At 63.3% G+C, this 24,384-nt stretch carries 24 protein-coding genes and 2 pseudogenes; 15 read left to right on the top strand and 11 right to left on the bottom strand.

The genetic code is table 11. The features are described 5' to 3' along the window. The first annotated feature begins 180 nt into the window (after nt 1–180). The gene (locus tag AB5Y68_RS16885) at nt 181–1,569 is read left to right on the top strand and encodes a DEAD/DEAH box helicase (protein ID WP_010674869.1); all 1,389 of its coding nucleotides are present in this window, start codon (nt 181–183) and stop codon (nt 1,567–1,569) included. A gap of 54 nt (nt 1,570–1,623) precedes the next feature. Here AB5Y68_RS16885 and AB5Y68_RS16880 read toward each other — a convergent pair whose 3' ends face one another. From AB5Y68_RS16880 to AB5Y68_RS16865, 4 genes are all read right to left on the bottom strand, one after another. Next, the gene (locus AB5Y68_RS16880) at nt 1,624–2,073 is read right to left on the bottom strand and encodes an acetyltransferase (protein WP_039038589.1); all 450 of its coding nucleotides are present in this window, start codon (nt 2,071–2,073) and stop codon (nt 1,624–1,626) included. A 62-nt stretch (nt 2,074–2,135) separates the two neighbouring features. Continuing rightward, complete coding sequence (locus tag AB5Y68_RS16875; RefSeq protein ID WP_223956621.1) at nt 2,136–2,591, bottom strand: GNAT family N-acetyltransferase; 456 nt, start codon at nt 2,589–2,591, stop codon at nt 2,136–2,138. A gap of 23 nt (nt 2,592–2,614) precedes the next feature. Beyond that, nucleotides 2,615–2,947 carry a YnfA family protein gene (locus tag AB5Y68_RS16870; RefSeq protein ID WP_039038590.1) on the bottom strand — a complete coding sequence of 111 codons (333 nt, stop codon included), beginning with the start codon at nt 2,945–2,947 and terminating at the stop codon, nt 2,615–2,617. A 268-nt stretch (nt 2,948–3,215) separates the two neighbouring features. Then, nucleotides 3,216–4,061 carry a DUF5718 family protein gene (locus AB5Y68_RS16865; RefSeq protein ID WP_039038591.1) on the bottom strand — a complete coding sequence of 282 codons (846 nt, stop codon included), beginning with the start codon at nt 4,059–4,061 and terminating at the stop codon, nt 3,216–3,218. A gap of 267 nt (nt 4,062–4,328) precedes the next feature. On the opposite strand from AB5Y68_RS16865, the gene AB5Y68_RS16860 reads away from it, so the two are divergent. The 4 genes from AB5Y68_RS16860 (at nt 4,329) to AB5Y68_RS16845 (ending at nt 6,320) form a co-directional block, all read left to right on the top strand. Further along, nucleotides 4,329–4,880: a class IV adenylate cyclase gene (locus AB5Y68_RS16860; RefSeq protein WP_039038592.1), complete on the top strand. Its 552-nt coding sequence runs from the start codon at nt 4,329–4,331 to the stop codon at nt 4,878–4,880. A 26-nt stretch (nt 4,881–4,906) separates the two neighbouring features. Further along, on the top strand, nt 4,907–5,299 hold the full coding sequence (locus AB5Y68_RS16855) for an NUDIX domain-containing protein (RefSeq protein ID WP_039038593.1): 393 nt from the start codon (nt 4,907–4,909) through the stop codon (nt 5,297–5,299). A gap of 101 nt (nt 5,300–5,400) precedes the next feature. Next, on the top strand, nt 5,401–5,907 hold the full coding sequence (locus tag AB5Y68_RS16850) for a GNAT family N-acetyltransferase (RefSeq protein ID WP_010674875.1): 507 nt from the start codon (nt 5,401–5,403) through the stop codon (nt 5,905–5,907). A gap of 104 nt (nt 5,908–6,011) precedes the next feature. Then, a complete protein-coding gene (locus AB5Y68_RS16845) occupies nt 6,012–6,320 on the top strand; it encodes an antibiotic biosynthesis monooxygenase (protein WP_010674876.1) in 309 nt (102 codons plus the stop codon). Between the two features lie 40 nt (nt 6,321–6,360). Here AB5Y68_RS16845 and pdxY read toward each other — a convergent pair whose 3' ends face one another. The 3 genes from pdxY to AB5Y68_RS16830 all read right to left on the bottom strand — a co-directional run bounded on the left by pdxY (nt 6,361) and on the right by AB5Y68_RS16830 (nt 9,160). Then, on the bottom strand, nt 6,361–7,224 hold the full coding sequence (pdxY, locus tag AB5Y68_RS16840) for a pyridoxal kinase PdxY (protein ID WP_039038594.1): 864 nt from the start codon (nt 7,222–7,224) through the stop codon (nt 6,361–6,363). A 539-nt stretch (nt 7,225–7,763) separates the two neighbouring features. Continuing rightward, nucleotides 7,764–8,519, bottom strand: coding sequence for a DUF429 domain-containing protein (locus AB5Y68_RS16835; protein WP_039040885.1), 756 nt, complete (start codon nt 8,517–8,519; stop codon nt 7,764–7,766). 77 nt (nt 8,520–8,596) lie between these two features. Continuing rightward, complete coding sequence (locus tag AB5Y68_RS16830) at nt 8,597–9,160, bottom strand: hypothetical protein (protein WP_039040884.1); 564 nt, start codon at nt 9,158–9,160, stop codon at nt 8,597–8,599. A gap of 303 nt (nt 9,161–9,463) precedes the next feature. On the opposite strand from AB5Y68_RS16830, the gene AB5Y68_RS16825 reads away from it, so the two are divergent. The 6 genes and pseudogenes from AB5Y68_RS16825 to AB5Y68_RS16800 all read left to right on the top strand — a co-directional run. After that, nucleotides 9,464–9,814: a phasin family protein gene (locus tag AB5Y68_RS16825; protein WP_039040883.1), complete on the top strand. Its 351-nt coding sequence runs from the start codon at nt 9,464–9,466 to the stop codon at nt 9,812–9,814. 95 nt (nt 9,815–9,909) lie between these two features. After that, nucleotides 9,910–11,697, top strand: coding sequence for a class I poly(R)-hydroxyalkanoic acid synthase (locus AB5Y68_RS16820; RefSeq protein WP_039040882.1), 1,788 nt, complete (start codon nt 9,910–9,912; stop codon nt 11,695–11,697). Next, a complete protein-coding gene (locus tag AB5Y68_RS16815; protein WP_039040881.1) occupies nt 11,694–12,098 on the top strand; it encodes a MaoC family dehydratase in 405 nt (134 codons plus the stop codon). Before AB5Y68_RS16820 ends, AB5Y68_RS16815 begins: the two co-directional genes overlap by 4 nt. Before the next feature lie 165 nt (nt 12,099–12,263). Then, nucleotides 12,264–12,497: a ribosome-associated protein YbcJ gene (ybcJ, locus tag AB5Y68_RS16810; protein ID WP_010674882.1), complete on the top strand. Its 234-nt coding sequence runs from the start codon at nt 12,264–12,266 to the stop codon at nt 12,495–12,497. A 36-nt stretch (nt 12,498–12,533) separates the two neighbouring features. Beyond that, nucleotides 12,534–12,608, top strand: a pseudogene (locus AB5Y68_RS16805) (ribosome-associated protein); the annotation flags it as partial. Nucleotides 12,609–12,644: 36 nt separating this feature from the next. Beyond that, a pseudogene (locus AB5Y68_RS16800) lies at nt 12,645–12,719 on the top strand (ribosome-associated protein); the annotation flags it as partial. Between the two features lie 39 nt (nt 12,720–12,758). On the opposite strand, the gene AB5Y68_RS16795 reads toward AB5Y68_RS16800, so the two are convergent. Continuing rightward, nucleotides 12,759–13,232 carry a DUF4442 domain-containing protein gene (locus AB5Y68_RS16795; RefSeq protein WP_010674883.1) on the bottom strand — a complete coding sequence of 158 codons (474 nt, stop codon included), beginning with the start codon at nt 13,230–13,232 and terminating at the stop codon, nt 12,759–12,761. Between the two features lie 428 nt (nt 13,233–13,660). Here AB5Y68_RS16795 and AB5Y68_RS16790 point away from each other — a divergent pair, with 428 nt between their 5' ends. Continuing rightward, nucleotides 13,661–14,842, top strand: a complete 1,182-nt coding sequence (locus tag AB5Y68_RS16790; protein ID WP_043155175.1) for a hypothetical protein — start codon at nt 13,661–13,663, stop codon at nt 14,840–14,842. A gap of 53 nt (nt 14,843–14,895) precedes the next feature. On the opposite strand, the gene AB5Y68_RS16785 is transcribed toward AB5Y68_RS16790, so the two are convergent. The 3 genes from AB5Y68_RS16785 to AB5Y68_RS16775 form a co-directional block, all read right to left on the bottom strand. Then, complete coding sequence (locus AB5Y68_RS16785) at nt 14,896–16,647, bottom strand: ABC transporter transmembrane domain-containing protein (RefSeq protein WP_039040879.1); 1,752 nt, start codon at nt 16,645–16,647, stop codon at nt 14,896–14,898. Nucleotides 16,648–16,756: 109 nt separating this feature from the next. Then, nucleotides 16,757–18,493 (bottom strand): ABC transporter transmembrane domain-containing protein, encoded by a 1,737-nt coding sequence (locus tag AB5Y68_RS16780; RefSeq protein WP_029314593.1) that lies wholly within the window; start codon nt 18,491–18,493, stop codon nt 16,757–16,759. A gap of 139 nt (nt 18,494–18,632) precedes the next feature. Continuing rightward, on the bottom strand, nt 18,633–21,431 hold the full coding sequence (locus AB5Y68_RS16775) for a response regulator (protein ID WP_270682068.1): 2,799 nt from the start codon (nt 21,429–21,431) through the stop codon (nt 18,633–18,635). A 153-nt stretch (nt 21,432–21,584) separates the two neighbouring features. Between AB5Y68_RS16775 and trxC the strand changes: the two genes are divergently transcribed. The 3 genes from trxC to AB5Y68_RS16760 all read left to right on the top strand — a co-directional run bounded on the left by trxC (nt 21,585) and on the right by AB5Y68_RS16760 (nt 24,336). Beyond that, complete coding sequence (gene trxC / locus AB5Y68_RS16770) at nt 21,585–22,025, top strand: thioredoxin TrxC (protein ID WP_010674892.1); 441 nt, start codon at nt 21,585–21,587, stop codon at nt 22,023–22,025. Between the two features lie 154 nt (nt 22,026–22,179). Next, nucleotides 22,180–23,568, top strand: a complete 1,389-nt coding sequence (locus tag AB5Y68_RS16765; RefSeq protein WP_010674893.1) for a DASS family sodium-coupled anion symporter — start codon at nt 22,180–22,182, stop codon at nt 23,566–23,568. Between the two features lie 201 nt (nt 23,569–23,769). After that, nucleotides 23,770–24,336 carry a cytochrome b/b6 domain-containing protein gene (locus AB5Y68_RS16760; RefSeq protein ID WP_080770075.1) on the top strand — a complete coding sequence of 189 codons (567 nt, stop codon included), beginning with the start codon at nt 23,770–23,772 and terminating at the stop codon, nt 24,334–24,336. The last annotated feature ends 48 nt before the right edge of the window (nt 24,337–24,384 follow it).

The raw sequence follows: 24,384 nt of genomic DNA, 5'->3' as shown, positions 1-24,384 counted from the left end.
CGCGACACGGCTGCTGCGCGTGCGCCTCGCATCTGCTATATTACGCGCCCACTGTCTCTTGTGCGGTCGCTTTGCCGGGCTCAGGCCCAGCCTCGATGGCGGCCCACCCTATTTTCCATGTCGTGACGGACCAAGGCTGCCGTCACCCGTTGAGCCCAAGGCTCGGAGTGTCCCTCGAACATGTCATTCAATGAACTGGGTCTGTCACCGCACATCCTGCGGGCCGTCAAGGAGCTGGGTTACGAACAACCCACCCCCATCCAGCAGCAAGCCATTCCCGCCATCCTGGCCGGGCAGGACGTGCTGGGCGGCGCCCAGACAGGCACGGGCAAGACGGCCGGTTTCACCCTGCCCATGCTTCATCGACTGCTGGCCAACCACGGCCGTGGCGGTCGTCGCCAGGTGCGAGCCCTGGTGCTGACCCCGACCCGGGAGCTGGCCGCCCAGGTGGGCGAGAGTATCATCAAATATGCCCACCACCTGCCGTTTCGTACCCTGATCGCCTATGGCGGCGTCAGCATCAAGCCGAACCTGGACGCCATCAAGCTCGGGGTCGACATCCTGGTCGCCACCCCGGGCCGCCTGCTGGATCTGCTGACCCAGGGCGCCCTGACCCTGAGCGCCCTCGAGGTGCTGGTGCTGGATGAAGCGGACAGAATGCTCGACATGGGGTTCATCACCGACATTCGCCGCATCATGAAGGCCCTGCCGGAGGAGCGTCAGACCCTGCTCTTCTCCGCCACCTTCTCCAATGACATCAAGGCGCTGGCGGACGATCTGCTCAAGGATCCCACCCTTATCGAGGTGGATCCCAGCAACACCGCCGCCGAGCAGGTAAGCCAGCGCATCATCCAGGTCGATCGGGAACGCCGCCGGGAGATGCTCTCCCACATGATTGGCCGTGGCAACTGGCAGCGGGTGTTGGTGTTCGTGCGCACCAAGCAGATTGCCGACAGGCTCGCCCAGCAGATGCAGAAAGATGGCCTGGATACGGTCGCCATCCACGGTGACAAGAGCCAGGGGGCCCGCAACCGGGCGCTGGCGGATTTTCGTGAAGGCAAGGTGCGGGTGCTGGTTGCCACCGATATCGCCGCACGGGGTCTGGACATCGATCAGCTGCCCCACGTGATCAACTTCGAGCTGCCCCAGATGGCGGAGGATTACATCCACCGCATCGGCCGCACCGGCCGTGCCGGGCGCGGCGGCGAGGCCATCTCCCTGGTGAGCCAGGACGAGCTGGGTCAGCTCAAGGAGATCGAGGCGCTGATCGGCCAATCCCTGACCGTGGAGATCCTGGAAGGGTACGAGCCGAGCGGCAAGCCGAGCCGCCAGACCCTGCCGGGCAGCAAGCCGGTGCAAAACCCGCCCCGCGCCCGTGGCCATGCCAACGCCAAGGGCAAACCCGCCGCCGGGAAAGGCAAGGGGGATGGCGCCAAGAAGCCGGCCCAGCCTGCGCAAAACAAGTCCCGCAAGCGGGAAGTGGTGGGCGAGGATATCGGTTTCGCCCCCATGCGCCGTCTACCCAAGGCCCAGCGGGGCGACTATCAGGACAACTCCAACGAGGAGTGAGACGGTGCGAGCACTGCGTCCTGAACAACAAAAAACCGCCCGAGGGCGGTTTTTTCATGCGCCAGCCTCGGCAGACAGGACCAGATGCAGCAGGGGATAAGGTTTGCCCTGCCCGTCCAGTGCCGAGCGGCCCACCACCTCGAAACCCAGGTGGCGATAAAAACCGAGGGCCGGTTCATTTTGCTCGTTGACGTCCACCCGGGTCGCCCCCAGATGGTGGATGGCATCGGCTACCAGCAGACGGCCCACTCCGCCCCCCTGCCTGCCGGGGTCGACGAAGAGCATCTCGATATTGCCCTCGGCCACCCCGATAAAACCGACGATCTCGCCATTGTCTACTCTGGCACAGTTCAGCGTCACGGCATCGAAATAGTGCTCCAGGATCAAGGGCCTCAGGGCCGCTATGTCGGCTTCTTGCAGGAAGTGGTGGCTGGCGCGCACCGAGGCCTCCCAGATGGTGATAAGGGTTGGGTGATCGCACTTTTGTGCGGCGTCAATTTTCATCGCTACCTCAATATGTTGCGGATAACAGCCCACGCCTTTGATGATGCAGCAGTCCATGGGACTTATTGCGGCGCCTTGATAACAAACCCTTTCTCGATGCCGGCCTTGAAACCGAGTCCCTCATAGAGGCGATGAGCGGCCTCCCGCCCCTCCCCTGAGAGCAGCATCACCTTGTAGCAATCCAGCTCCCAGGCCAGCGCCAGGGTATGCTCCAGCAACTGATGGCTGAGCCCCTGGCGGCGAAACGCGGCACCCGTGATCACATGCTCTATGATGCCGAAGGGTCGGCCGCCGTTGGTGAGAGTCGGGATCACCCCGAGCTGGCAGCTGGAGGCCAGCTGGCCCTCCACCAGGGCCACCATGATGCGGGTATGGGGCAGATCAAGCATCGCCGCCAATCCCTCGCGGGCCCCTTGCTCGTCGAGCACGGGGTCCTGAGGCCTGAGTTCCTGATAAAGGGCCAGCAGCCCGGCCAAGTCCTGCGCCTCACACTCTCTTATCACCACTGTCGTCATCATGCTGATCTCCCTTGGCATCGATATCAGGCGGGTCTTGGGGCAAACATGATGATGGCCATGCCGATCAGGGCCACCCCGGCCCCCACCAGATCCCACAGGCTGGGTTTGATGCCATCCACGGCCCAGAGCCAGAGAATGGCCACGAAGATGTAGACGCCGCCATAGGCGGCATAGACGCGGCCAGCGGCGGTCGGGTGCAATGAGAGCAGCCAGGCGAACAGGGCCAGGCTCAGGGCCGCGGGCAGCAGCAGCCAGACGCTCTTGCCCTGGGTCAGCCAGAGATAAGGGAGATAACAGCCCAGGATCTCGGCAACCGCAGTCACCAGAAACAGGGCCAGGGTCTTGAGTTCAACCATGAATACTCGGGATCCTTGCAGGCAGAATGGACTTCTTGTGGCAAATCATACTGTTATATCCAGCCACTGCAATCGGCTTTCGAGGTGCACGGTTCAGGGCACGGGAGGCAGATGGCGGAGCGCGAACAGGATCGAGGAACATCATGCGCTTGGCATGGCGTGCGGTAGGTATAGAGGGAATGCAAACTGGGGATAGAAAGCCGACAGGGAACGGGCTGCGCTGTGCTTAAAAACAGTCAGGCCCGCCGAAGCGGGCCTGACGACAGGATTAGCGGGTCTTGACCGCCTGCAGCAGCACGGAGACATCCGGCCCGAAGCGGCGGGCTCGGATGGTCTCCTGGATATCCTGCTCGTCGTAGCGACTGGCGGGGTAGACCACCACGCAGGCGGTGTCACCGGGAGCGAGGAAGTGGGTCTCGCCAAAGGGGGTATAGCGGGTGGCACCGATGCTGATGAGCGCATGGGCCGGGCGCCCCGCCTGGGCCAGCAGCCCCTGGATATACTCGGCCGGGCCTTCGTCCTGCTGATGGTTGAACTTGTCGATGGCCCACGCCAGCAACTGACCGTGGAAGTAGCTGTAGTCCACCGCCGCGCTGTCGATCCCGTAGGGGTGCAGCTCACCGCCGCGCTCCAGGTAGCAGGCGATGCGGTAGTCATCGAGCTCGCATCCGGCGGCAAAGTGGGTCAGGGGCAGCAGGTTCGCGGCCAGCCCCTTGCTCTCTTCACCCCAGTTCTTCTTCTCGCTGATCTTGTTGGCATTGGGGCGACGGATGGAGCAGTCGTTGTAGGCGCCAAACGCCTTGGGATGGATGGCCACCACCAGCTCCCCCGCGTACTCCAGCTCGCACCACAGTGCCACCTCGGGTTCAATCTGCACCTTTTCGTCCCCGCTCACCGCCGCCTCCGGCAGGAAGATGGCCTCGCCGCTCAGGGGAAAGACCCCGAGCTGGCCGGGATGGTTCGGCACATAGAAGGGGAACAGCGCCTTGGGGGCGACCTTGTCGTCAACCTTGACGGCGACGAAATCCGCCGCCTCCCCTGCCTGTTCCAGGTGACCGGCGAAGTTGCCCGCCACGCCCAGTCCGATAAAGGGGGTCTGTGAGGTGATCTGCATCTGTGGCTCCACTGGCGCGGCCGGGGCCGCCGCCTCGTTGTCGTTGTTCAGGGCGGCAATACCGCCAAAGAGGGAGCTTATTAGAGCACAGCCCCCGGACGGCGCCCAGCCACCGGGCCACAAGCTGTGCACCAGGGCGGATTTTCCCTCACCATCTGGTCATAAAGTCGGCAGTCAATGCGAAGCTGTGATCCCGATGCTTGGGAGAGCCCGGCACTTTTGCTAGGCTGCCCTATTCATTTGCCGTTCGGGAGCCGTCGCAAGGCCATGACCACCCACTTTCAGGGGCGCTTCGAGGTGGAGTTCAAATACCGCCTGACGGACAGCGCCGCCTTTGTGCATACCCTCACGGCCCTCGGCCCCGAGGTGATGGTGGCGGACAATCATGAGCAGGACTGCTACTTCGACACGGCAGATGGCGCCCTGGCCCGGGAGGAGAAGAGCCTGATCATCCGCACCATGGCCCCCAGCGGCATCCGGCTCTGGATAGTCAAAGGGCCCGGACCCGATCGCTGCGAGGCGGTCAACATCACCGATACGGACAAGGCGACCAGCATGGTGCGCACCCTGGGCTACCAGCCGGTGCTGACCATCGACAAGCGGCGCAGCATCTATTTTCTGGGGGCCTTCCACGTCACGGTGGATCACCTGGCAGGTGTCGGTGATTTTGCCGAGCTCGCCATCATGACTGACGACGAGGCCGCCCTGCCCGCCTACCGCGCGCAGTTGCTGGCGCTGGCTAGCCGGCTGGGACTGGCGCCCGAGATGCGGGAAACCCGCTCCTATCGCACCCTGTGCGAGCAGCGAGCCCCCCTTTGACAAGCGGCAACAAGAGGAATCTGCCCATGATCGACAAACTCGCCTGGTTGACCTTCAAGGAGGGACAACTGCTGTGCGCCCGCTCCCACGGCAAGGACATCTACTACATTCCGGGGGGCAAGCGCGAGCCGGGCGAGAGCGACGAGGCGGCCCTCGTTCGTGAAATCGAGGAAGAGCTCGCGGTCACCCTGAAACCCGACACCCTGGCGTTCGCCTGCGAGTTCAGCGCCCAGGCGGACGGCAAGCCGCAAGGGGTGAATGTCAATCTGCGTTGCTACACGGGGGACGCCGACGGCACGCCCGTCGCCTCGGCGGAGATCGCCGAGCTGCGCTGGCTGGACAGCCGCCACCTGGCCGAAGTCTCCCCCGTCTCCCGCCTGCTGTTCCAGTGGCTGGCAGCGCAGGGACTGATCCATTAAGAGACGGCGCACCTGACCGGATGATGATGGCACCGGCAGGAGAGTCCGCGCCCGAGACGTTAATCCCCCACGTGGGCCAAGAGAGAAGATGAGGACATTCAATGGAGATCCTTGAGGTCGAGAGCACCAGAGGCATCAAACCGGCGCTGATCGCCCTGCTGCAAGATTGCGTGGCCAGCGGTGCCTCGGTGGGCTTTCTGCCTCCCCTGCAGGAAGAGCAGGGGCTGGCGTACTGGCAAGGCATAGAGGGGGAGCTGGCGGATGGAGTGCGCAAGCTCTGGGTGGCGTTCGATCAGCACCATCTGGTGGGCGCCCTGCAGCTCTCCCTGTGCACCAAGGCCAACGGGGGCCACAGGGCCGAAGTGGAAAAGCTGATGGTCCACAGCCAGGCCCGTGGCAAGGGGGTGGGCCGCGCCCTGATGAACGCCATGGAGCAAGGGGCCCGTGACGCCAGGCGCACCTTGCTGGTGCTGGATACCCGGGTCGGCGACGTGGCCTCCAGCCTCTATCGCCAGCTCGGCTATCAGGAGGCCGGCCAGATCCCGGACTTCGCCCGCAATGGGGACGGCACCCTCGCCGCCACCCAGTTCTTCTACAAGCAGCTCTGAGGCAGACGGCCTGGCAAGACCGGACAGCGTGCCGATCTTGCCCCCGCCAAGGCTCGGCGCACATAGGTTTTTGGTTCAATCAGACTCATCGGCAAGGAGCCATCATGATATTGGAAGTCGCCCATCTGCAGATCATTCCCGGCAAGGCCACTGACTTCGAGCAGGCCTTCGCCCGGGCCCAGCACATCATCAGCGCCATGCCCGGCTACCTGGGCCACCAGTTGCAGCGTGCCCTGGACGATCCCCATCACTACCTGCTGCTGGTGCAGTGGGCGCGGCTGGAAGATCACACCCGGGGGTTCAGGGGCTCCCCCCGGTACCAGGAGTGGAAGGCCCTGCTGCACCACTTCTACGACCCCTTCCCCAGGGTCGAACATTTTCAGGATGCAACACCGATCAGCGCCGCAAGCTGAACCTTGATCAGCTCGTCCCGTCACGGGCTGATCAATGGCGTCAGGCCAGGCGCTCGGCCCTGTGGGCAATCTGCGGATCGGCAAAGGCGCTCTGGGCCGCGATGAGCTGCAGCTCGTAGGCATTCGCCTCCCAGGTCTGTCTCAGCACCGCATCCACCGCGGCGTTGGTGCGCTCGAAGGCACTCACCCCATCATATCCCGCCTGCAGGTTGGCCAGCATCAGGGCGCTGATGAGATCCCCCACGCCCACCGGCTGGCGCGCGAAATCGTAAAGGGGACGGGCGATCAGATAGTCTCCCTCGGGAGTGGCAAGCAGCATCTCGAAGCGGCCGGGGACGCTGGCGGCACGACCCAGGTGCTTGACCAGCACCATCTTCACCCCCTTCTCCAGCAACTGGTGTGCGGCGATCCGGGTCTGGGCCAGGGTTGTCAGATGGACATCGCACAGGGTCTCCAGCTCCAGCAGATTGGGGGCCATGATGTCCGCCACCGGCAGGGCCTGCTCGGTGAGAAAGCGGGTGACGCCCGGGGCGACGATGCACCCCTTCTCCGGATGCCCCATCACGGGATCGCAGAAATAGAGGGCCGCCGGATTGGCTCGCTTCACCGCCGCCACCACCGCCAGGATCTCGTCCCCCTGCTCCGCCGAGCCCAGATAGCCGCTCAGCACCGCATCGCAGCGCGCCAGCACCTCGATATTGCAAAGCCCCTGGCACAGGGCGGCAATGTGGCCCGCCGGCATTGCCATTCCCTGCCAACCCGCCTCGTACTGGGTGTGGTTGGAGAACTGCACCGTATTGATGGGCCACACCTCCATGCCGAGACGGCGCATGGGGAACACGGCGGCGCTGTTGCCGGCACAGCCAAACACCACGTGGGACTGGATAGAGAGAATGCGTTTCATCGACACCACCGCACAAGAAACCTGAGGAAAAGAGGCAATATATCGGATGAAGAGACGGCTCTTCCAGCAATTAACGCCCTGACTCCCTATTTATGCTTCTGCAGGCCTAACCTGCCGCATATTTGACCGCCGCTACCCTGTTTCTGCACAATCCTGGAGCCATCTGCCCGCGGCTGCGGGGTGATAAATGTACTTGTACGCCTCTTGTCTGATGGCATACAAGGTGGTTTTTCAATCAACCATGAACAGTCGGGATCAAGGATGAGGTCCGATGAAAAGGCGCCAGTCGGCAGTCGGCAGTCGGCAGTCGGCAGTCGGCAGTCGGCAGTCGGCAGTCGGCAGTCGGCAGTCGGCAGTCGGCAGTCGGCAGTCGGCAGTCGCAAAATAAGGCAACAAGGGCAAGGGTCAAGGAGACGTCGGAAGATCACAGGACGAACGCGGCCTGCCCTTGCCTGACACCGTGGCAACGGCAAGCCATACGAAGTGGCGACAGCAAGTCGCCAGCAGTCATCAGAGGGAGCGCGGTGCCCTTGGGCGTCTCAATCCCGGGCGAAGTGGTAGACCCAGCCTTCGTCCGGTGCCATCTCCTCCGGCAGGTCCACCAGAGCAGGCAGCGAGGTGACGACCCCTTCAGCCGCATATTGCAGGGCCATCAGGGCGCAGAGCGCGGCATCATAGGGATCCGTTCCAGGGATGAGGATTGCTGGCAGGTGGGGTTGCAGCTCGGGCCGCACCGCAGAGGCTTTGCCCCCCATTTTGGCCAAGGCGGGATAGACCTCCAGCACCGCGCGCCCGGCAGCCCTCGCCTGTTTTGGCACCAGTTGCAGATCCCCGAGACGCGGCAGCATGGAGAGGGCCAGGGTGGCGTTGTTGCCGAGCCTGTCGAAGGTGGCGGAGAGGGGCTTCTTGCCATAGTGCTGATGGAGCCAGCGCTCGCAATCCCGGTAGGCGTAAGGGTTGTCAATCTCCCGCTGAGGCACGGGAAAGCCGCTCCCCCGCCCCGCCAGCAGTTCGGCGAGGGCGCGGGGAAAGGCCAGGGGCGCATCGATGCCGAGAGCAAGGCGCGGGCAGGCCAGCACCTGCATCAGCGCCACCTCGTCTTGCAGGGCCGGGCGCAGCAGGGCATCCAGATCCGGCGCGACCCGGGAGCTCAGCCGAAACAGGGGGGAGATCCCGAGCCAGTGCAGACGGGACTCCCGGGCCTGCCAACCCACCACCGCCACCGCCTGGGCATTGCCCTGCCAGCCCCTCACGTCCCAACCGATGCCGATGGCGTCCATGTGTTCCGTTGTCATGCCCCTGTTACCTCTGTGCAGCCTTGATGGAGCACAGGGTAATGGCTGCCCCTCCTAAAGCAAGGGCAAGTTGGCCCCTAGAAGGATTTCTTGAAGTTGATCAGGGGCAGAATGGGGAAGATGCCGTTCTCGGCGTAGTTGGCCAGGCCAATCTGCAAGCCGTCCAGGTGCTTGGTGGCATTGACGAATCCCAGCTGGAAGGTGGTGCGTTCGGCATAGTTGACGAAGCCGACGTTGGCCAGGGCATTGCCCTGGGCGATGTTGACCGCCCCCCAGTTGAGCCCCTTCACATTGTTGGTCAGGTTGACGAAGCCCAGATTGAGGCCGGTATCCTGCCCTTCGTGCCAGTTGACGGCGTTGATGGCGACCCCGCCAAACTGGTGGCGCACCCGGCTCGCGCCAAAGAACACACCAAGCTGCAGGCCGGTGAACTGATCCACATCGGAGAGGGCGAACACCGGCAGATCGATCCCCTTCACCTGGCCGGTGCGGCCGTAGAGGAAGGAAGCCCGTGCCCCTTCCACCTGATTGGACGAGGGCAGGTTGATACCGGGCAGGGAGATCTGGACCGGCGTGCTGGCCTGGGCGACACCGGCGAGGGTCAGGGCACCACAGCCGAGCAGCAGGGCGAACGGTTTCATCGGGGATTCCTTGTGAAGAGGGTGTGGCTCAAGGGTACCAGCGCAGGCCCCGAGGGACGAGACCCCGACCCTTTCCCTGCGTCACCTCTCGTCTGAATCCGGGGATGGCTCTCTCGGCGGATTGGAAAATTCAAACAGAAAATAACATTTATGTCATTTACACCAAAGGTGGATTGGTTGCAGAATGCTCAAACGTGTGTTTGAACAGAGCAAACAACACGTAACACAGGGATGACGTGCTGTACCCGCAAGAAGGGTCGATTGACCCGCAAAAACAGTGTTCTGCCGAACCGGAGACCCATGATGAATATGGACGTGATCAAGAGCTTTACCGAGCAGATGCAAGGCTTTGCCGCCCCCCTCACCCGCTACAACCAGCTGCTGGCCAGCAACATCGAACAGCTGACCCGGTTGCAACTGGCGTCCGCCAATGCCTACGCCGAACTGGGGCTCAACCAGTTGCAGGCCGTCGGCAAGGTGCAGGATGCCCAGAGCCTGGCGGCCCTCGGCACCGTGCAGCTGGAGAGCGCCAGCCAGCTCTCCCGCCAGATGCTGGATGACATCCAGAAGCTCAGCGCCCTCGGCCAGCAGTTCAAGGAAGAGCTGGATGCCCTGACCGCGGACGGCATCAAGAAGAGCACGGGCAAGGCCTGATAACCCCTGGCTGCCCGTCTTGCGGGCAGCCACATCTCCCCACGACTCGACAGAACGGGCAAGTGCCCGCCCCGGGCGTGGGTGAAGGAGAACACATGAGCCAATCATCTTACGGCCCGCTGTTCGAGGCCCTGGCCCACTACAACGACAAGCTGCTGGCCATGGCCAGAGCCCAGACAGAGCGCACCGCCCAGGCCCTGCTGCAGACCAGTCTGGACGATCTGGGCAAGGTGCTGGAGCAGGGCAGCCAGCAGCCCTGGCAGCTGATCCAGTCCCAGATGAACTGGTGGCAGGATCAGCTCAAGCTGATGCAGCACACCCTGCTCAAGAGTGCAGGCCAGCCGAGCGAGCCGGTGATCACCCCGGATCGCAGCGATCGCCGCTTCAAGGCCGAGGCCTGGAGCGAGCAACCCCTTTATGACTACCTCAAGCAATCCTATCTGCTGACCGCAAGACACCTGCTGGCGGCGGTGGATGCCCTGGAGGGCGTGCCCGAGAAGAGCCGGGAGCGGCTGCGCTTTTTCACCCGCCAGTACGTCAACGCCATGGCTCCCAGCAACTTCCTGGCCACCAACCCGGAACTGCTCAAGCTCACCCTGGAGTCCGACGGCCAGAATCTGGTGCGCGGCCTTGCGCTCCTGGCCGAAGATCTGGAGCGCAGCGCCGATCACCTCAACATCCGCCTGACCGACGAGTCCGCCTTCGAGCTCGGCCGGGATCTGGCGACCACCCCGGGCCGGGTAGTGCTGCGCACCGAGCTCTTTGAGCTCATCCAGTACAGCCCGACCACGGCGACGGTGGGCAAGACCCCGGTGCTGGTCGTGCCCCCCTTCATCAACAAGTACTACATCATGGACATGCGCCCCCAGAACTCCCTGGTGGCCTGGCTGGTCGCCCAGGGGCAGACGGTCTTCATGATCTCCTGGCGCAACCCGGGGGTGGCACAGGGGCAGGTCGATCTCGACGACTACGTGGTGGACGGGGTCATCGCCGCCCTGGACGCCGTGGAGGCGGCCACCGGCGAGCGAGAGGTGCACGGCATCGGCTACTGCATCGGTGGCACTGCATTGTCACTCGCCATGGGCTGGCTGGCGGCGCGGCGCCAGAAACAGCGGGTACGCAGCGCCACCCTGTTCACCACCCTGCTGGACTTCTCCCAGCCCGGGGAGCTTGGCATCTTCATCCACGAGCCCATCATCGCGGCGCTGGAGGCCCAGAACGAGGCCAGGGGCATCATGGACGGGCGCCAGCTGGCGGTCTCCTTCAGTCTGCTGCGGGAGAACAGCCTCTACTGGAACTACTACATCGACAGCTACCTCAAGGGCCAGAGCCCGGTGGCGTTCGATCTGCTGCACTGGAACAGCGACAGCACCAACGTGGCGGGCAAGACCCACAACAGCCTGCTGCGCCGACTCTACCTGGAAAACCAGCTGGTGAAGGGGGAGCTCAAGATCCGCCACACCCGCATCGATCTCGCCAAGGTGAAGACCCCGGTGCTGCTGGTGTCCGCCGCGGACGATCACATCGCCCTCTGGCAGGGGACCTGGCAGGGCATGGCGCTGTTCGGGGGCGAGCGGCGCTTCATTCTGGCCGAATCCGGGCACATCGCCGGCATCATCAATCCGCCGGATGCCAACAAATACGGCTTCTGGCAGAGCGAGGCCGAGGCGGACAGCCCGGCGCAGTGGCTGGCGGGGGCGACCCACCAGAGCGGCTCCTGGTGGCCCGAGATGATGCGCTTTATCAAAGACCGTGACGAGGCAGAGCCCGTCCCCGCCCGGCAGCCTGTCGAGGGGCTGGAGGCAGCCCCCGGCAGCTACGTCAAGGTACGGCTCAATCCGGTGTTTGCTGGCGTCAGGAAGCAAGAAGAGGAACCCGCATGAGTACACAACCCCTTGCCGTGGGCCAGAAGGCTCGCCTGACCAAGCGCTTCGGCCCGGCCGAGGTGGCGGCCTTCGCCGGCCTCTCGGAGGATTTCAATCCCCTGCACCTGGACCCGGACTTCGCCGCCACGACGGTGTTCGAGCGCCCCATCGTCCACGGCATGCTGCTGGCGAGCCTCTTCTCCGGGCTGCTCGGGCAGCAACTGCCCGGGAAAGGGAGCATCTACCTGGGCCAGAGCCTCGGCTTCAAGCTGCCGGTGTTCGTGGGGGACGAGGTGACGGCGGAGGTGGAGGTGATTGCCCTTCGAAGCGACAAGCCCATCGCCACCCTGGCCACCCGCATCTTCACCCAGGGCGGCGCCCTCGCCGTGACGGGGGAAGCGGTGGTGAAACTCCCTTGAGCGCCAGTGGCCCCCAGAGACACAACCAGCCCGGTCGGGCTGGTTTTTTTGCCTGTGCTCGCCCCTTTTTCGGGGCAATTGGGCCCGGGCCCTTTCCCTGCCCCGCCTAACTGCCTAGAATGACCCCCCGCTGTTTCAGCCATTCATCCAGCTAGAGGATTTCCCATGGAGACGTTTCTGCTCGAAGGTCACCCCTTCGTTGCCTTGTGTGACCTGATCAAGCATCAGGGTTGGGCCGATTGTGGCGGTGCCGCCAAGGCGCTGGTCGCCGAGGGCCTGGTGGAAGTGGACGGTCAGGTCGAGACCCGCAAACGCTGCAAGATAGTCGCCGAGCAGGTGGTCAACTTCAACGGCATGAAGGTAGTCGTGAAGGAAGGCGTCAGCCCCGAGATCCTCTGATCCTGACGCCCTGCCACGCAAGCGCTACCCGGCACAGTGGCCGAGCAGGTGGTCAACTTCAACGGCATGAAGGCCGTGGTGAAGGAAGGGAGCAGTCCCGAGATCCCCTGATCCTGACGCCCTGCCACGCAAGCGCTACCCAGCACAGTGGCCGAGCAGGTGGTCAACTTCAACGGCATGAAGGCGGTCGTGAAGGAAGGGATCAATCCCGAGATCCTCTGATCCCGGCTTGAACAAGGGCGCCAGCGCGCCCTCGGGCCTTCAGCTGGCCTTGATGGAGAGGGTCAGCACGAAGCGGGCCATGGCCTCGTCGCCGTTGCGAGACGGGCAGGTGGCCACCACCTGGATGGGGCGGTTGATGCGCTGACCGCTCGCGAGCGACTCGTCGATCATGGCGTCGATAAGCTCCCCCGCCGCGCAATCAAACTGCACGTCCCCCTCCGGACGCTTCAAAAACTCCCCCTGCACATCCTTGAAGGCAAAATGCACCTTCTTGCGCCGCGCCCGCCCCTTCTCCATGACCAGGAGCCCTCCCACCAGGTCGGCACCGGTGGCGAGCGCCCCGAAATACATGCTGCCCAGGTGGTTGCGGGTGCGCCAGCCCAGCGGAATGCGGATGCGCAGCGCCCTGGCGTCCATCTGCTCGATGACGGGGGCACAGAAACCAATGACGGGAATGTAGCGCCAGGCGAACAGACGCAGGGCGAGGTTGGCTTTGAGGCGTTGCAGGTCCATTGCAAACTGATCCGATGAGTGAATGTGACGCAAATGTTGCCAGCCTGCTTCCCGATAGACAAGCCTCCCGTGCCATCCCTGTGAGCGGGCCCCCAAAGGGTATTTGCAAAATTCATGCAATGGCCAGGTTCTATTTGTCTGGCAAATGATAAAACCGGCCTTTCCTGACCCCGGGTTGCCCCTCTCTTTCCCTTTTTCCGTTTTTTTTCAAGGTCCCGCCCCGGATGACGGGACCATGACAGCCATATCCGAATGAAACACAACGAGAAATACTCCCCGTCAGGGGGCTAGCCCAGGATCCCGCCCCCGCCACTGGGATTATTCGCAGTAACCAAACCCCCACTCCCTCGCTAGGCTGTTGCTGGCCCGGAAGTAGCCACTCGGCACCGGGTCAACCCGTCTACCAATCTCACCATAAGGATAGAGAGATGAGTCACGTGCAACAGTTGTTCAACGGGGGCGAGAGCGCCGGTACTTTCCAGCTCAACTTCAACAACAACCGTGCCTACGAGCTGTTTGGCCGGGAGTACCTCAAGTGCTATGCCAACCTCAGCGCCAAGGGGAAGATGAGCAAGCCCCTGCCCACCGGGCCGCTGAGCTACACCGTCGACTTCGCCATGGATTGCGGCTGCAGTTCGGTGCTGTTTGACTTCAACCTCGCCTACAAGAAGACCTTCGGCAACCAGTTGCAGGCCCCCCTGTGGCGCGAGTCGGACTACGAGGCCGAGCTGGTGCTCTGCCAGCTGGTGCGCGAGGCACCGGCCAACCGCCTGAGCAACCATGATCAGTTCGCCGAGGCCGAGGCCTTCTTCAACGACGTCAATCTGCCCGACACCGTCCGGGCGGTGGGCAATGATCCCTATGCCGACAAGGACGGCCTGGTGGAGTTCATCGTGGCCAACGAGCTGCTGGACGATCCCGCTGTCATGGCCAAGCTGGCGGAACAGAAGGCCTACCTCATCGCCATCACCTCCGTGGTCACCGCCTACATCAACCGTTACGCCGAAGCCTATGGCGAGCAGTACAAGACGGACGCGGATCTCTGGGCCAGGGCCCTCTCCAAGATCCCCCTGATGGGGCCGAGCAAGATCGATCAGCAGAGCTACAGCCGCCACATCAAGGGGCTCAGCATCGCCACCGACTTCATCAACTTCATCATGGACGTGGTGGTGAGCCAGGGCACCACGGCGCTGGCCAGCTTCAACAAGTTCCTGCAAAAGCAGGGGGATGCCATCCGCTTCGGGGTGGAGAACAACAAGGACTTCTACAAGACCATCACGGTGGGGGTCACGGTGGAAGTGTTCAAGGTGGGCAACGAGCTGGTCTATGTGCCGAAGATCAAGCAGTACCGCGTCAACTTCGACCGCCAGAACAGCAAGTTCACCTCCGCCTGTGCCAGCGCCGAGTTCGTCGACATCTACTTCAACTACCTCTATGCCGCCAACGTGTTCGACTACGAGGCCCTCAAGGACCCCGAGATCAAGCGCGACTTCGACAACTTCATCCAGAAGCAGCGCAAGGCACAAATTGAAGAAGCGGACACCTTCTTCAACGATGACTTCCCGCCCCTGGAGCCCAAGCAGGTCAGCCGCAGCAAGGCCACGGTGTAACCCGCCAGTCAAAAAAACAGCCGGCAGATGCCGTCTGTTTTTTTAGGTGGGCCTCAGGCCCGTTTCTCTTCAAGCCAGGCCCCCTGGCTCTGCATCTCGAACAGCTGGGCATAGTGTCCTCCCAGCGCCATCAGCTCGCCGTGGGTGCCGCGCTCGCTCACCAGCCCGCGGGAGAGCAGCAGGATTTCATCGGCATCCACAATGGTGGAGAGACGGTGGGCGATGGCGATGGTGGTGCGGCCACGGCGCGCCGCCGAGAGCGCCTGGGAGAGGGCGAGCTCGGTCTGGGAGTCCACGCTCGCGGTCGCCTCGTCCAGGATGAGGATGCGCGGATCCCCCACCAGGGCGCGGGCAAAGGAGAGCAGCTGGCGCTGGCCGGCGGAGAGGTTCTTGCCCCCCTCCTCCATCAGGGTGGCCAGGCCATCGGGCAGGCGGCGCACGAAATCGGCCAGCTGCACCTCCTCCAGGGCCTGCCAGAGCCGGCCATCCTCGATGCCGTCACGCCCGAGGCGCAGGTTCTCGGCCAGGGTGCCGACGAAGATGAAAGGATCCTGCTGCACCAGACCGATGCTGCGGCGCACCGCCGAGAGAGCCAACTCGCTCATGGGGTGATCATCGAAGTGGATGCTCCCCCGATCCAGGGGGTAGAAACCCATCAGCAGGCTGATGATGGTGGACTTGCCGCTACCGGTGTGGCCCACCAGCGCCAGCATCTGGCCCGGCCGGGTGGCAAAGCTCACATCTTGCAGCACCTGCTGCTCCCCGTCGTAGGAGAAGCCCACCCCGTCGAAGCGTACCCGTCCCTCCAGGGGGCGCACCGCCCCGTCGGTGCTCTCGCGGGTTTCATCGAGCAGGGCGAATACCCGCTCCCCCGCCACCATGGCCTGCTGCAACTGGTTGAGCTGGTTGGTCATCTCGATGAGGGGCTCGATCATCCGCCCCAGATAGCTGATGAAGGCGTAAAGCACCCCCACCTGAATGGCCCCCGCCGTGCTCAGCCCCTCGTGGGCAAACAGGGCCAGCAGACCGATGAGCACCATCATGTAGAAGAGATCGATGAGGGGGCGCAGCAGGATGCCGTTGATCTTGAGGCTCTTGATCCGCGCCTGCCAGTGCTGCTGGTTCACCCCCGCAAAGGCGTTGGCGAAGTGGCGCTCCTGCACCATGGCCTGGATCACCGGCATCCCCTGCAACGACTCGTTGAGACGGCTGTTGATGTCGGAGAGCAAGGATCGGGTCGCCCGCACCACGGGCACGCTCAGTTTCTGGTAGAGCCACATCACGGCCCCCACCGCCGGCAGCAGGGTGGCGCACACCAGCATCAGGCGCAAGTCCAGCAGCGCCATGGAGAGCAGAATGCCGCACAGGAGCACCACTTTTTGCACCAGGAGCCCTATCACCTGGACATAGAGGTTCATGATCGCCTCGGTGTCGTTGGTGATGCGGGAGATGAGGGATCCCGAGCGGTGCTTGTCGAAATAGCGGGCAGGCAGGCGGATGGCGGTGGCGAACACCTGCTCGCGCAGACGCTGCACCACCGCCTGGGCGATGCGGTTGAAGCGCAGGGATTGCAGGTAGAAGCCGGCCGCCGACAACACCTGCAACCCCAGATAACCGGCGGCAAGGGCGGCGATGATGCCCCACTCCAGCCGGCGCGGCGCCAGGTAGTCATCGATGAAGAGCTTGATGAGCAAGGGGCCCGCCACCTCGGCGCCGGTGGCGAGCAGCAGGCAGATGCCCGCCTGCACCAGCCAGCGGGGGTAGCTGGCGCAGTAGGCGAGCAGCCGTTTGATGGTTGGATTCACAGACTTGCCTCCAGCGCAACGTTCCACGGGAATTGACTCTCTTTGCTCCCCTCTCCGCTCGCGGGAGCCGGGCGGGGGGTGAAGGAAACCAGGGGCCTTGTCATCCTGTTCACAGGCTCTCCTCCACGTCCTGCTCCAGGCGCTGGTAGCGGACCATGTCCGCGTACCAGCCGTTCCTGGCCATCAGGGTCTCGTGACGGCCCCGCTCGCTGATCGCGCCCTGTTCCAGCACCAGGATCTCGTCCGCCTGCTCCACCGCCGTCATGCGGTGGCTCACCAGCACCAGGGTGCGCTTGTGGACCTTGAGGGCCAGCAGGATCTGCTGCTCGGTGTGGGCATCCACCGCCGAGAGGGCGTCATCCAGCACCAGGATAGGGGCATCCAGCAGCAGGGCGCGGGCGATGGCCAGACGCTGCTTCTGACCGCCGGAGAGGGTCACCCCCTTCTCTCCCACCTCGGTTTCATACCCTTTGGGGAAGCGACTGATGTCGTCGTGAACGCAGGCGATGCGCGCCACCCGTTCAATCTCCTCCCGGCTCGCCTCGGGGCGGCCCAGGGCGATGTTGGCCGCGATGGTGGTGGAGAACAGAAACGGCTCCTGGGGCACATAGGCAAACTGGCTGCGCAGCTCACCCAGCGACAGTTGCGAGATGGGCACCTCCCCCATGCGGATCTCCCCGGCCGTGGGGTTGGCCAGGCGCATCAGCAGCTTGAGCAGGGAGCTCTTGCCTGCCCCGGTGCGTCCCACTATCCCCAGCATGGCGCCAGCCTGCAGGGTGACATCCACCCCCTGCAACAGGGTGCGCTGCTCCAGCCGGTAGCCCAGCCCCAGCACCCGCAGGGGAAAGGCCGAGGCCAGCGCCATGGGATGGGCCGGCTCCTCGATGTCGCTGTGCTCCCCCAGCAGGCTTTCGATGCGCGAGTAGGCGGCGCTGCCCCGCTCGATGATGTTGAACAGCCAGGCGATGGCGAACATGGGCCAGATGAGCTGGCCGAGGTACATGGTGAAGCTGGTGAGCTCCCCCAGAGTCAGCTTGTCTTGCAGCACCAGGGCGCTGCCCCCTGCGACAGCCAGAAAATAGGAGCAGCCGATGCACAGGTAAATCACGGGGTCGAACTTGGCGTCGATGCGGGCCACCGCCATGTTGCGCTCCCCCGCCTGACGGGTCAGCTCGGCAAAGCCCTCGTCCTCTAGGGATTCGACCGCGTAGGATTTGAGCACCCGCACCCCGGAGAGGGCCTCCTGGGTCTTGTTGTTGAGGCGGGAGAAGGCCCCCTGAGCCGCCTTGAACTCCTTGTAGATCTGGGTCCCGAAGCGGTTCATGAAGAAGGCCATCACCGGCAGGGGCAGCAGGGAGAGCAGGGTCAGCTGCCAGGAGTACTGGCTGCACATGATGGAGAGCACCAGGATGCCGACGATGAAGGAGTCCACCAGGGTCAGTACCCCTTCCCCTGCGGTCATCTCCACCGCCTGGATGTCGTTGGTGGCGTGGGCCATCAGATCACCGGTGCGGTGGCGCTGGTAGAAATCCGGGCTCATGCGGGTGAAGTGGCTGAACAGCCGGTTGCGCAGCACGTAGGCGAGCCGGTAGGAGGCACCGAACAGCATGACCCGCCACACGTAGCGCAGCAGGTAGATAAGCAGTCCCAGGCCAAAAAGCCCCGCCAGATAGCCGGTCAGGGTGCCGCTGTCCAGGTCACCCTTGGCGATGCCATCCACCACCCAGCCCACCACCTTGGGGGGGATCACGGTAAACAGGGCCACCAGCATCAGCAGGGAGATGGCCACCAGATAACGCCGCCACTGATCCTTGAAAAACCAGCCAAGCCGCAAAAATACGCTCACAGAGAAGTCCTTGGTCGCGGCGCGCTGCCGCGTGATCATGAAGAGAAGCTCAATACAATCGCCCCCTGGCGGGGGCGAACGAGTGGGTCATCATAGCCTGAAGCGGGTGACTTGAGAACGATTGCTATCTTGCCCTCCCTCAGAGCCGCTTGTCGGGGGGCGAAAACGGGAAAGCGACCGACTCCTGCTGCTCCCCGGTGAGCAGGAATTGGGAGACCTCCTCCCGGGTCTGGGTAAAGACCTGCTGCAACTGGTTGAGCTCCCCCTCGCTCAGCTCCTCCTGCAGCCGCAGCCGCCACTCCAGTTCCCCGGCCAGCAGTTGCAGGCGGGAAGCGGAGATGTTGGCCGAGACCCCCTTCAGGGTATGCAGCAAGCGGCACGCCACTTCGGGCTGCTGGCGACGCAGGGCGGTGCGGATGTCCCACAGATCGTCCTTGTGCTCGGAGAGGAACAGCTTGAAGAGGATCTGCAGCGCCTCCCTGTCATGCTCCAGCCGGCGCAGGGCATCCTCCAGATCCAGCACGCCCATGAGGGCCGGCGGCTTGACCTCGATGGGCACCTTGGGCTCCCCGCCGCTGCTCTTCACCCATTGCAGCAGGTTGTTGTAGAGATCGAGCTTGCTCACCGGCTTGGTGACATAGCCGTTCATGCCGACGCCAAGGCAGCGCTCCCTGTCCCCCGGCATGGCGCTGGCGGTGAGGGCGATGATGGGCACATCATGCTTGTCCACCATCTTGCGGATCTGGCGGGTGGCATCCAGCCCGTCCAGCACCGGCATCTGCAGATCCATCAGGATGACGTCGAACGGCTGCTCCGCCACCTGCTCCACCGCCTCGCGGCCGTTGTCCACCACGGTGACCTTGGCCTCCACCCGGCGCAGGTACTCCAGAATGAGCTGCTGGTTGACCCGGTTGTCCTCGGCCAGCAGCACCCGGGTACCACGCAGCAGCTCCCGGAACTGCTGCTGATCCCCCTGTGCCTCCGCCTGGCGGACCTTGCTGTCATGGGAGCTGCCGTTGAGCAGTTCGTCCACCTTGGCCAGCAAGGCGTTTTCGGTCATGGGCTTGGCCAGGAAGTGGGTCAGTCCCATGCTTTCCATCCGCCCGTGCAGCCCCTCCCTGGACCAGGCGCTGGTCATCAGGACAGGCAGGCGCCGCCACTGGCTGTGCTGGTACATCTCGAGGGCCAAGTCCAGGCCATCCTCCTGACCCATGCGCCAGTCGAGGATGGCGAGGCGGATGTGATGCCCCTCTTCACGCAGCACCTGACGGGCGCGGGAGAGGCTGTTGACCGTGATGACGGACGCCCCCGCCCGCCCCAGGATGTCCTTGGCCAGTTCCAGCACCAGCTCATTGTCATCCATCATCAGGATCAGGGGCTGGTGATCGAAGAAGACCCGGCGCCCCGAGACCCCGTACACCGCTTGGGAGATGGGGATCTCGAACAGGAAGGTGGAGCCCACCCCGGGTTTGCTCTGCACGGTGATCTCCCCGCCCATCAGCCCCACCAGGCGCTGGGAGATGTTGAGGCCAAGCCCGGAGCCGCCATATTTGCGGGTATTGCCCGCCTCCAGCTGGGTAAAGGGCTGGAACAGCTGGGCCTGCTTCTCCGGGGCGATGCCGATGCCGGTATCCCGCACGCTGAAACAGACCCGCATGGGATGCTGGCTGGTGAGGGTGATGGCCACCTCCACCTCGCCCCGCTCGGTGAACTTGATGGCATTGTTCACCAGGTTGACCAGTACCTGACCGAGGCGCAGCGGATCCCCGCGCAGAAAGTCGGGCACGGCGGGAGACTTGTTGATGATGACCTCGATGTGCTTGCGCTCCGCCAGATCCGCGAACATGGCGGCGAGGGAGTCGAGCTGCTCGCTGAGATCGAAGTCGATCTCCTCCAAGGTCAACTTGCCGGACTCCACCTTGGTGAGATCCAGAATGTCGTTGATGAGCAGCAGCAAGGTGTCCGACGAGGATCTGATCTTGTTGAGATAGTCCCGCTGCTGGGGATCCAGACTGGTTTGCAGTGCCAGGGCGCTGAAGCCGATGATGGCATTCATGGGGGTGCGGATCTCGTGGCTCATGTTGGCCAGGAAGTCGCTCTTGGCCTGGGCCAGCAGCGCGGCATGGCGAGAGAGCTCGCTCAGCTTCTGGTTGCGACGCCACAGGGTCGCGGCCACCAGCGAGAAGCAGAGCAGCGCCCCCCCCAGCACCATCAGGTAGAAGCGGCTCTTGAGGGAGGAGGCCCGCTCCAGCTTGCTCTGCTTCCAGGCGGGCAGTGAGCTCAGCCCCTTCATCTCCACCACCTGATTGCGCAGGCGATGGTACTCCATCACCTGCTGATTGAACTCCTGGCCCAGCCGGACGAGGGCCGTGACCCTCGGCTGCTCGCCATAGCGGTCAAGCAGGTGCTGCTGGAGTTGCAACAGTTGCCGCTGCTCGTTCTGATCCCAGCTGCGTCGGAGGTAGTGGTGCAGGCGCATGAGTTCGGTAAGGTCGCGGTACTGCGCCTCACCGACCGGCAGGGTGCCTTGCAACGCCTTGAGCTGGCCCTGGAAGCGGGGAGCCAGATACTCGATGGTCATCTCCATGGTGTAAAGCCTGGCGAGATCCAGCAGATAACCGTCGATGTCCCGCTGCAACGCCTGGGAGCCGGGGTCGTCCACCGACTCCGGATCCTCGTGCACCAGCCTGACGAACCTGTCCAGGTGACTGGAAAGCAGGCTCAGACGTTGCTGTACGCTGCCATCGCTGGCCTTCTCGCGCCCCAGCAGATAGACGGTATCGGTATTGACCCGATTGAGCACCATCTCAGCCGCCACGCTCAAATCGAAGGCACGCTGCTGCTGGCTGAGCAACTGCCAGCAATAGGCAGAAAAGCCCACCAGCGATACGATGATAAGGCCAAAGACAACATGATTGCCCCGTGCAACACTCTTCATCCCGTCTCGATTCTCATGTCATGGTCGGCCATCCGGTGACATCAGGTCACGGCCGGAGGCCAACTGTGAAAAACCACTGAGTGCTATGTTACCGTTAGTCGGCGCTCTGATTGCAATAAAGATGTTGCCGGGCCATGAAATAAGGAAGCAATTATGTCACTTGTCACCACCTATTGTAGCCAATGCTTTACCCGCAACCGCCTGCCTGTCGAAAAAGCAGACTCAAACGCGAAGTGTGGCCGCTGCCGTCACGCCCTCTTCGAACAAACCCCGGTGGCGGGGCGTCAGGCCAGCTTCGATGCCCTGATCCAGTCCGACATCCCGGTGGTGGTGGACTTTTGGGCAAGCTGGTGTGGCCCCTGCCTGCAGTTTGCCCCCGTCTTTCAGGAGGTCGCCCGGGAGCTTGAGCCCCGCCTTCGCTTCGTGAAACTCGATACCGAGCAGGAGGCCGCCATCGCAGGTCGCTATGGCATTCGCAGCATTCCTACCCTGATGGTCTTCCAGCGGGGGGAGATCCTGGCACAGCGCAGCGGCTCCCTGCCCAAGAGCCTGTTCAAGGAGTGGCTGCTCTCCTTCACCTCCCCTGTCAAATGAAAATAAAATGTTTCATTTCTGTTTGATCGAAGATCCATTTTCACTTGACTCTGTGAGTCGCCACATGATTTGACCATATCCCCCTGTTTCAAACAGGGGGATATATGTAACCTCGGCATCACAACAACAACCATAAATTAACCGAGAGAACGTTATGCACACATCGGCTGTACCTCCGACTCCCCCCTCACGCTGGCTGGACATCAAGTCCGGGATCGTCATCCTGGATCTGCTCCTGCTCTGCGCCATGCTGGCATGGCTCCCGTTTGACCCCATGGTCAACAAGGGGCTGGCCATCCTAATCTTCATCGCCATCCTCTGGCTGACCGAGGCGGTGAACATCACCATCACTGCCATCTCCATCCCGGTGCTCGCCACCCTGCTCGGGGTGTTCGACATGAGCAAGTCGCTGACCGACTTTGCCAACCCCGTCCTGTTCCTCTTCTTTGGCGGCTTTGCCCTCGCTGCAGCCCTCTCCAAGCAGGGACTCGACACCCAGATCGCCGGCAAGGTGATGCAGCTCGCCAAGGGACACCTGGGCTGGGCTTCCATCGTGCTCTTCACCATCACGGCCGCCCTCTCCATGTGGATCAGCAACACCGCAACCGCGGCCATGATGATGCCGCTGGCCCTCGGCATGCTGAAAGGGCTGGACGTTCACAAGGAGCGCCGCACCCTGGTCTTCGTGCTGCTTGGCGTCGCCTATAGCGCCAGCATCGGTGGCATCGGCACACTGGTGGGCAGCCCCCCCAATGCCATCGCCGCCGCCCAGATGGGCTTGGGCTTCACCGACTGGCTGGAGTTCGGCATCCCCGTGGTGATCATCTTCATGCCGGTAGGCATCGGCCTGCTCTACTGGGTGACCCGTCCCAATCTCTCCCACCAGGTCAGCACCGAGCAGGTCACCATCGAGTGGACAGGTCAGCGCAAAGTGACCCTGGCCATCTTCCTGACCACGGTGCTGCTGTGGATTGGATCCCAGCCTCTTGCCAAGGCGCTGGGCGGCATTCCCCAGTTCGATACCCTGATCGCCATGGGCGCCATCCTGGCCATCGCCGTCAGCCGCGTCGCCAGCTGGGATGACATCAACCAGAACACCGACTGGGGCGTGCTGCTGCTGTTCGGGGGTGGTCTCACCTTGAGCGCCATCCTCAAGCAGACCGGGGCCAACGCCTTCCTGGCGGAGCACCTCTCCAGCGGCCTCTCCTCCATGCCCATCTTCGTGATCCTGCTCTGCCTGGCCGCCTTCGTGGTGTTCCTGACCGAGCTGGTCTCCAACACCGCCACCGCCGCGCTGCTGGTGCCGCTGTTCGCCGGGGTGGCCGAGGCTCTGGGGGTCTCCCCCATCGTGGTCTCCGTGCTGATCGCCGTCGGCGCCTCCTGTGCCTTCATGCTGCCGGTGGCCACGCCCCCCAACGCCATCGTCTTCGCCAGCGGCCATATCCAGCAGCGGGAGATGATGCGGGCCGGCCTGGTACTGAACCTGGTGTTCACCGTCATCCTGACCATGCTGGCCTATTTCATGGGGGATATCCTCCACTGAGGTTCGCCCCCTAATGCCCCTCCAAGCCCCGCATCGCCGGGGCTTTTTCTCGCCCCGACACCACCGATCTCCCTACCCGTGACATCACGGCGACATTAACTCGCACTTAAGAAATCGCCTTCATGATGCTGACAACGGCCATCACGCAGCCATGGCTGACGATGGCGATGATCATGGACATCACGACAAGGGGATCACCTCATGGGAAAGACGATGCAGAACAACCGTGAAATCAAGGTATGGGATCCGGTGGTCAGGGGATTTCACTGGGCCACTGTGCTGTTGTGCGTGCTGAATCTCTTCATCCTTGAAGAGGGGGCGCGCAACCACCGCTATGCGGGATATGCGCTGGCCGGACTGCTGGTACTGCGCATCGTATGGGGATTCATCGGCTCCTATCATGCCCGCTTCGCCCAGTGGCTGCCGACACCGGCCGGCGTCATCACCTATCTCAAGGAGACGATCAAGGGGCGCCACCCCTACTACGCCGGTCACAATCCTTTGGGGTCCTTGATGATACTGCTGCTGTTGACCTGCCTTGTCGGCACCGCCGCCAGCGGGATCATGACCGAATACGGGCCGCTCTCCGGCACCCATCGCATGGAAGAGATCCATGAGTTCTTTGCCAAGGGGTTGCAGGTGGCCATCTTCGTCCATGTACTGGCTGTCATCGCCCTGGATCGTCTGGTACGGGGCGATCTCGTCAGGGCGATGATCACCGGCAAGAAACGGGTGCCGGCGGACACCCGGGTGGTCGACAGGCCCTGAGCCTCCCTCAGCCCGACAGATGAAAAAAAACCCCGCATCGCGGGGTTT

The organism is Aeromonas sp. R6-1, from assembly GCF_040908165.1.
Lineage (GTDB): Bacteria > Pseudomonadota > Gammaproteobacteria > Enterobacterales > Aeromonadaceae > Aeromonas > Aeromonas caviae.
The sequence above is the reverse complement of the archived record's forward strand: the minus strand, read 5'-3'. Positions and strand labels throughout refer to the sequence as shown.

Bases quoted from the DNA above. Each gene is read 5' to 3' on its own strand.
- AB5Y68_RS16885 (WP_010674869.1), top strand. From the start codon at position 181: ATGTCATTCAATGAACTGGGTCTGTCACCGCACATCCTGCGGGCCGTC.
- AB5Y68_RS16880 (WP_039038589.1), bottom strand. From the start codon at position 2,073: ATGAAAATTGACGCCGCACAAAAGTGCGATCACCCAACCCTTATCACC.
- AB5Y68_RS16875 (WP_223956621.1), bottom strand. From the start codon at position 2,591: ATGATGACGACAGTGGTGATAAGAGAGTGTGAGGCGCAGGACTTGGCC.
- AB5Y68_RS16870 (WP_039038590.1), bottom strand. From the start codon at position 2,947: ATGGTTGAACTCAAGACCCTGGCCCTGTTTCTGGTGACTGCGGTTGCC.
- AB5Y68_RS16865 (WP_039038591.1), bottom strand. From the start codon at position 4,061: ATGCAGATCACCTCACAGACCCCCTTTATCGGACTGGGCGTGGCGGGC.
- AB5Y68_RS16860 (WP_039038592.1), top strand. From the start codon at position 4,329: ATGACCACCCACTTTCAGGGGCGCTTCGAGGTGGAGTTCAAATACCGC.
- AB5Y68_RS16855 (WP_039038593.1), top strand. From the start codon at position 4,907: ATGATCGACAAACTCGCCTGGTTGACCTTCAAGGAGGGACAACTGCTG.
- AB5Y68_RS16850 (WP_010674875.1), top strand. From the start codon at position 5,401: ATGGAGATCCTTGAGGTCGAGAGCACCAGAGGCATCAAACCGGCGCTG.
- AB5Y68_RS16845 (WP_010674876.1), top strand. From the start codon at position 6,012: ATGATATTGGAAGTCGCCCATCTGCAGATCATTCCCGGCAAGGCCACT.
- pdxY (WP_039038594.1), bottom strand. From the start codon at position 7,224: ATGAAACGCATTCTCTCTATCCAGTCCCACGTGGTGTTTGGCTGTGCC.
- AB5Y68_RS16835 (WP_039040885.1), bottom strand. From the start codon at position 8,519: ATGACAACGGAACACATGGACGCCATCGGCATCGGTTGGGACGTGAGG.
- AB5Y68_RS16830 (WP_039040884.1), bottom strand. From the start codon at position 9,160: ATGAAACCGTTCGCCCTGCTGCTCGGCTGTGGTGCCCTGACCCTCGCC.
- AB5Y68_RS16825 (WP_039040883.1), top strand. From the start codon at position 9,464: ATGAATATGGACGTGATCAAGAGCTTTACCGAGCAGATGCAAGGCTTT.
- AB5Y68_RS16820 (WP_039040882.1), top strand. From the start codon at position 9,910: ATGAGCCAATCATCTTACGGCCCGCTGTTCGAGGCCCTGGCCCACTAC.
- AB5Y68_RS16815 (WP_039040881.1), top strand. From the start codon at position 11,694: ATGAGTACACAACCCCTTGCCGTGGGCCAGAAGGCTCGCCTGACCAAG.
- ybcJ (WP_010674882.1), top strand. From the start codon at position 12,264: ATGGAGACGTTTCTGCTCGAAGGTCACCCCTTCGTTGCCTTGTGTGAC.
- AB5Y68_RS16795 (WP_010674883.1), bottom strand. From the start codon at position 13,232: ATGGACCTGCAACGCCTCAAAGCCAACCTCGCCCTGCGTCTGTTCGCC.
- AB5Y68_RS16790 (WP_043155175.1), top strand. From the start codon at position 13,661: ATGAGTCACGTGCAACAGTTGTTCAACGGGGGCGAGAGCGCCGGTACT.
- AB5Y68_RS16775 (WP_270682068.1), bottom strand. From the start codon at position 21,431: ATGAAGAGTGTTGCACGGGGCAATCATGTTGTCTTTGGCCTTATCATC.
- trxC (WP_010674892.1), top strand. From the start codon at position 21,585: ATGTCACTTGTCACCACCTATTGTAGCCAATGCTTTACCCGCAACCGC.
- AB5Y68_RS16765 (WP_010674893.1), top strand. From the start codon at position 22,180: ATGCACACATCGGCTGTACCTCCGACTCCCCCCTCACGCTGGCTGGAC.
- AB5Y68_RS16760 (WP_080770075.1), top strand. From the start codon at position 23,770: ATGGGAAAGACGATGCAGAACAACCGTGAAATCAAGGTATGGGATCCG.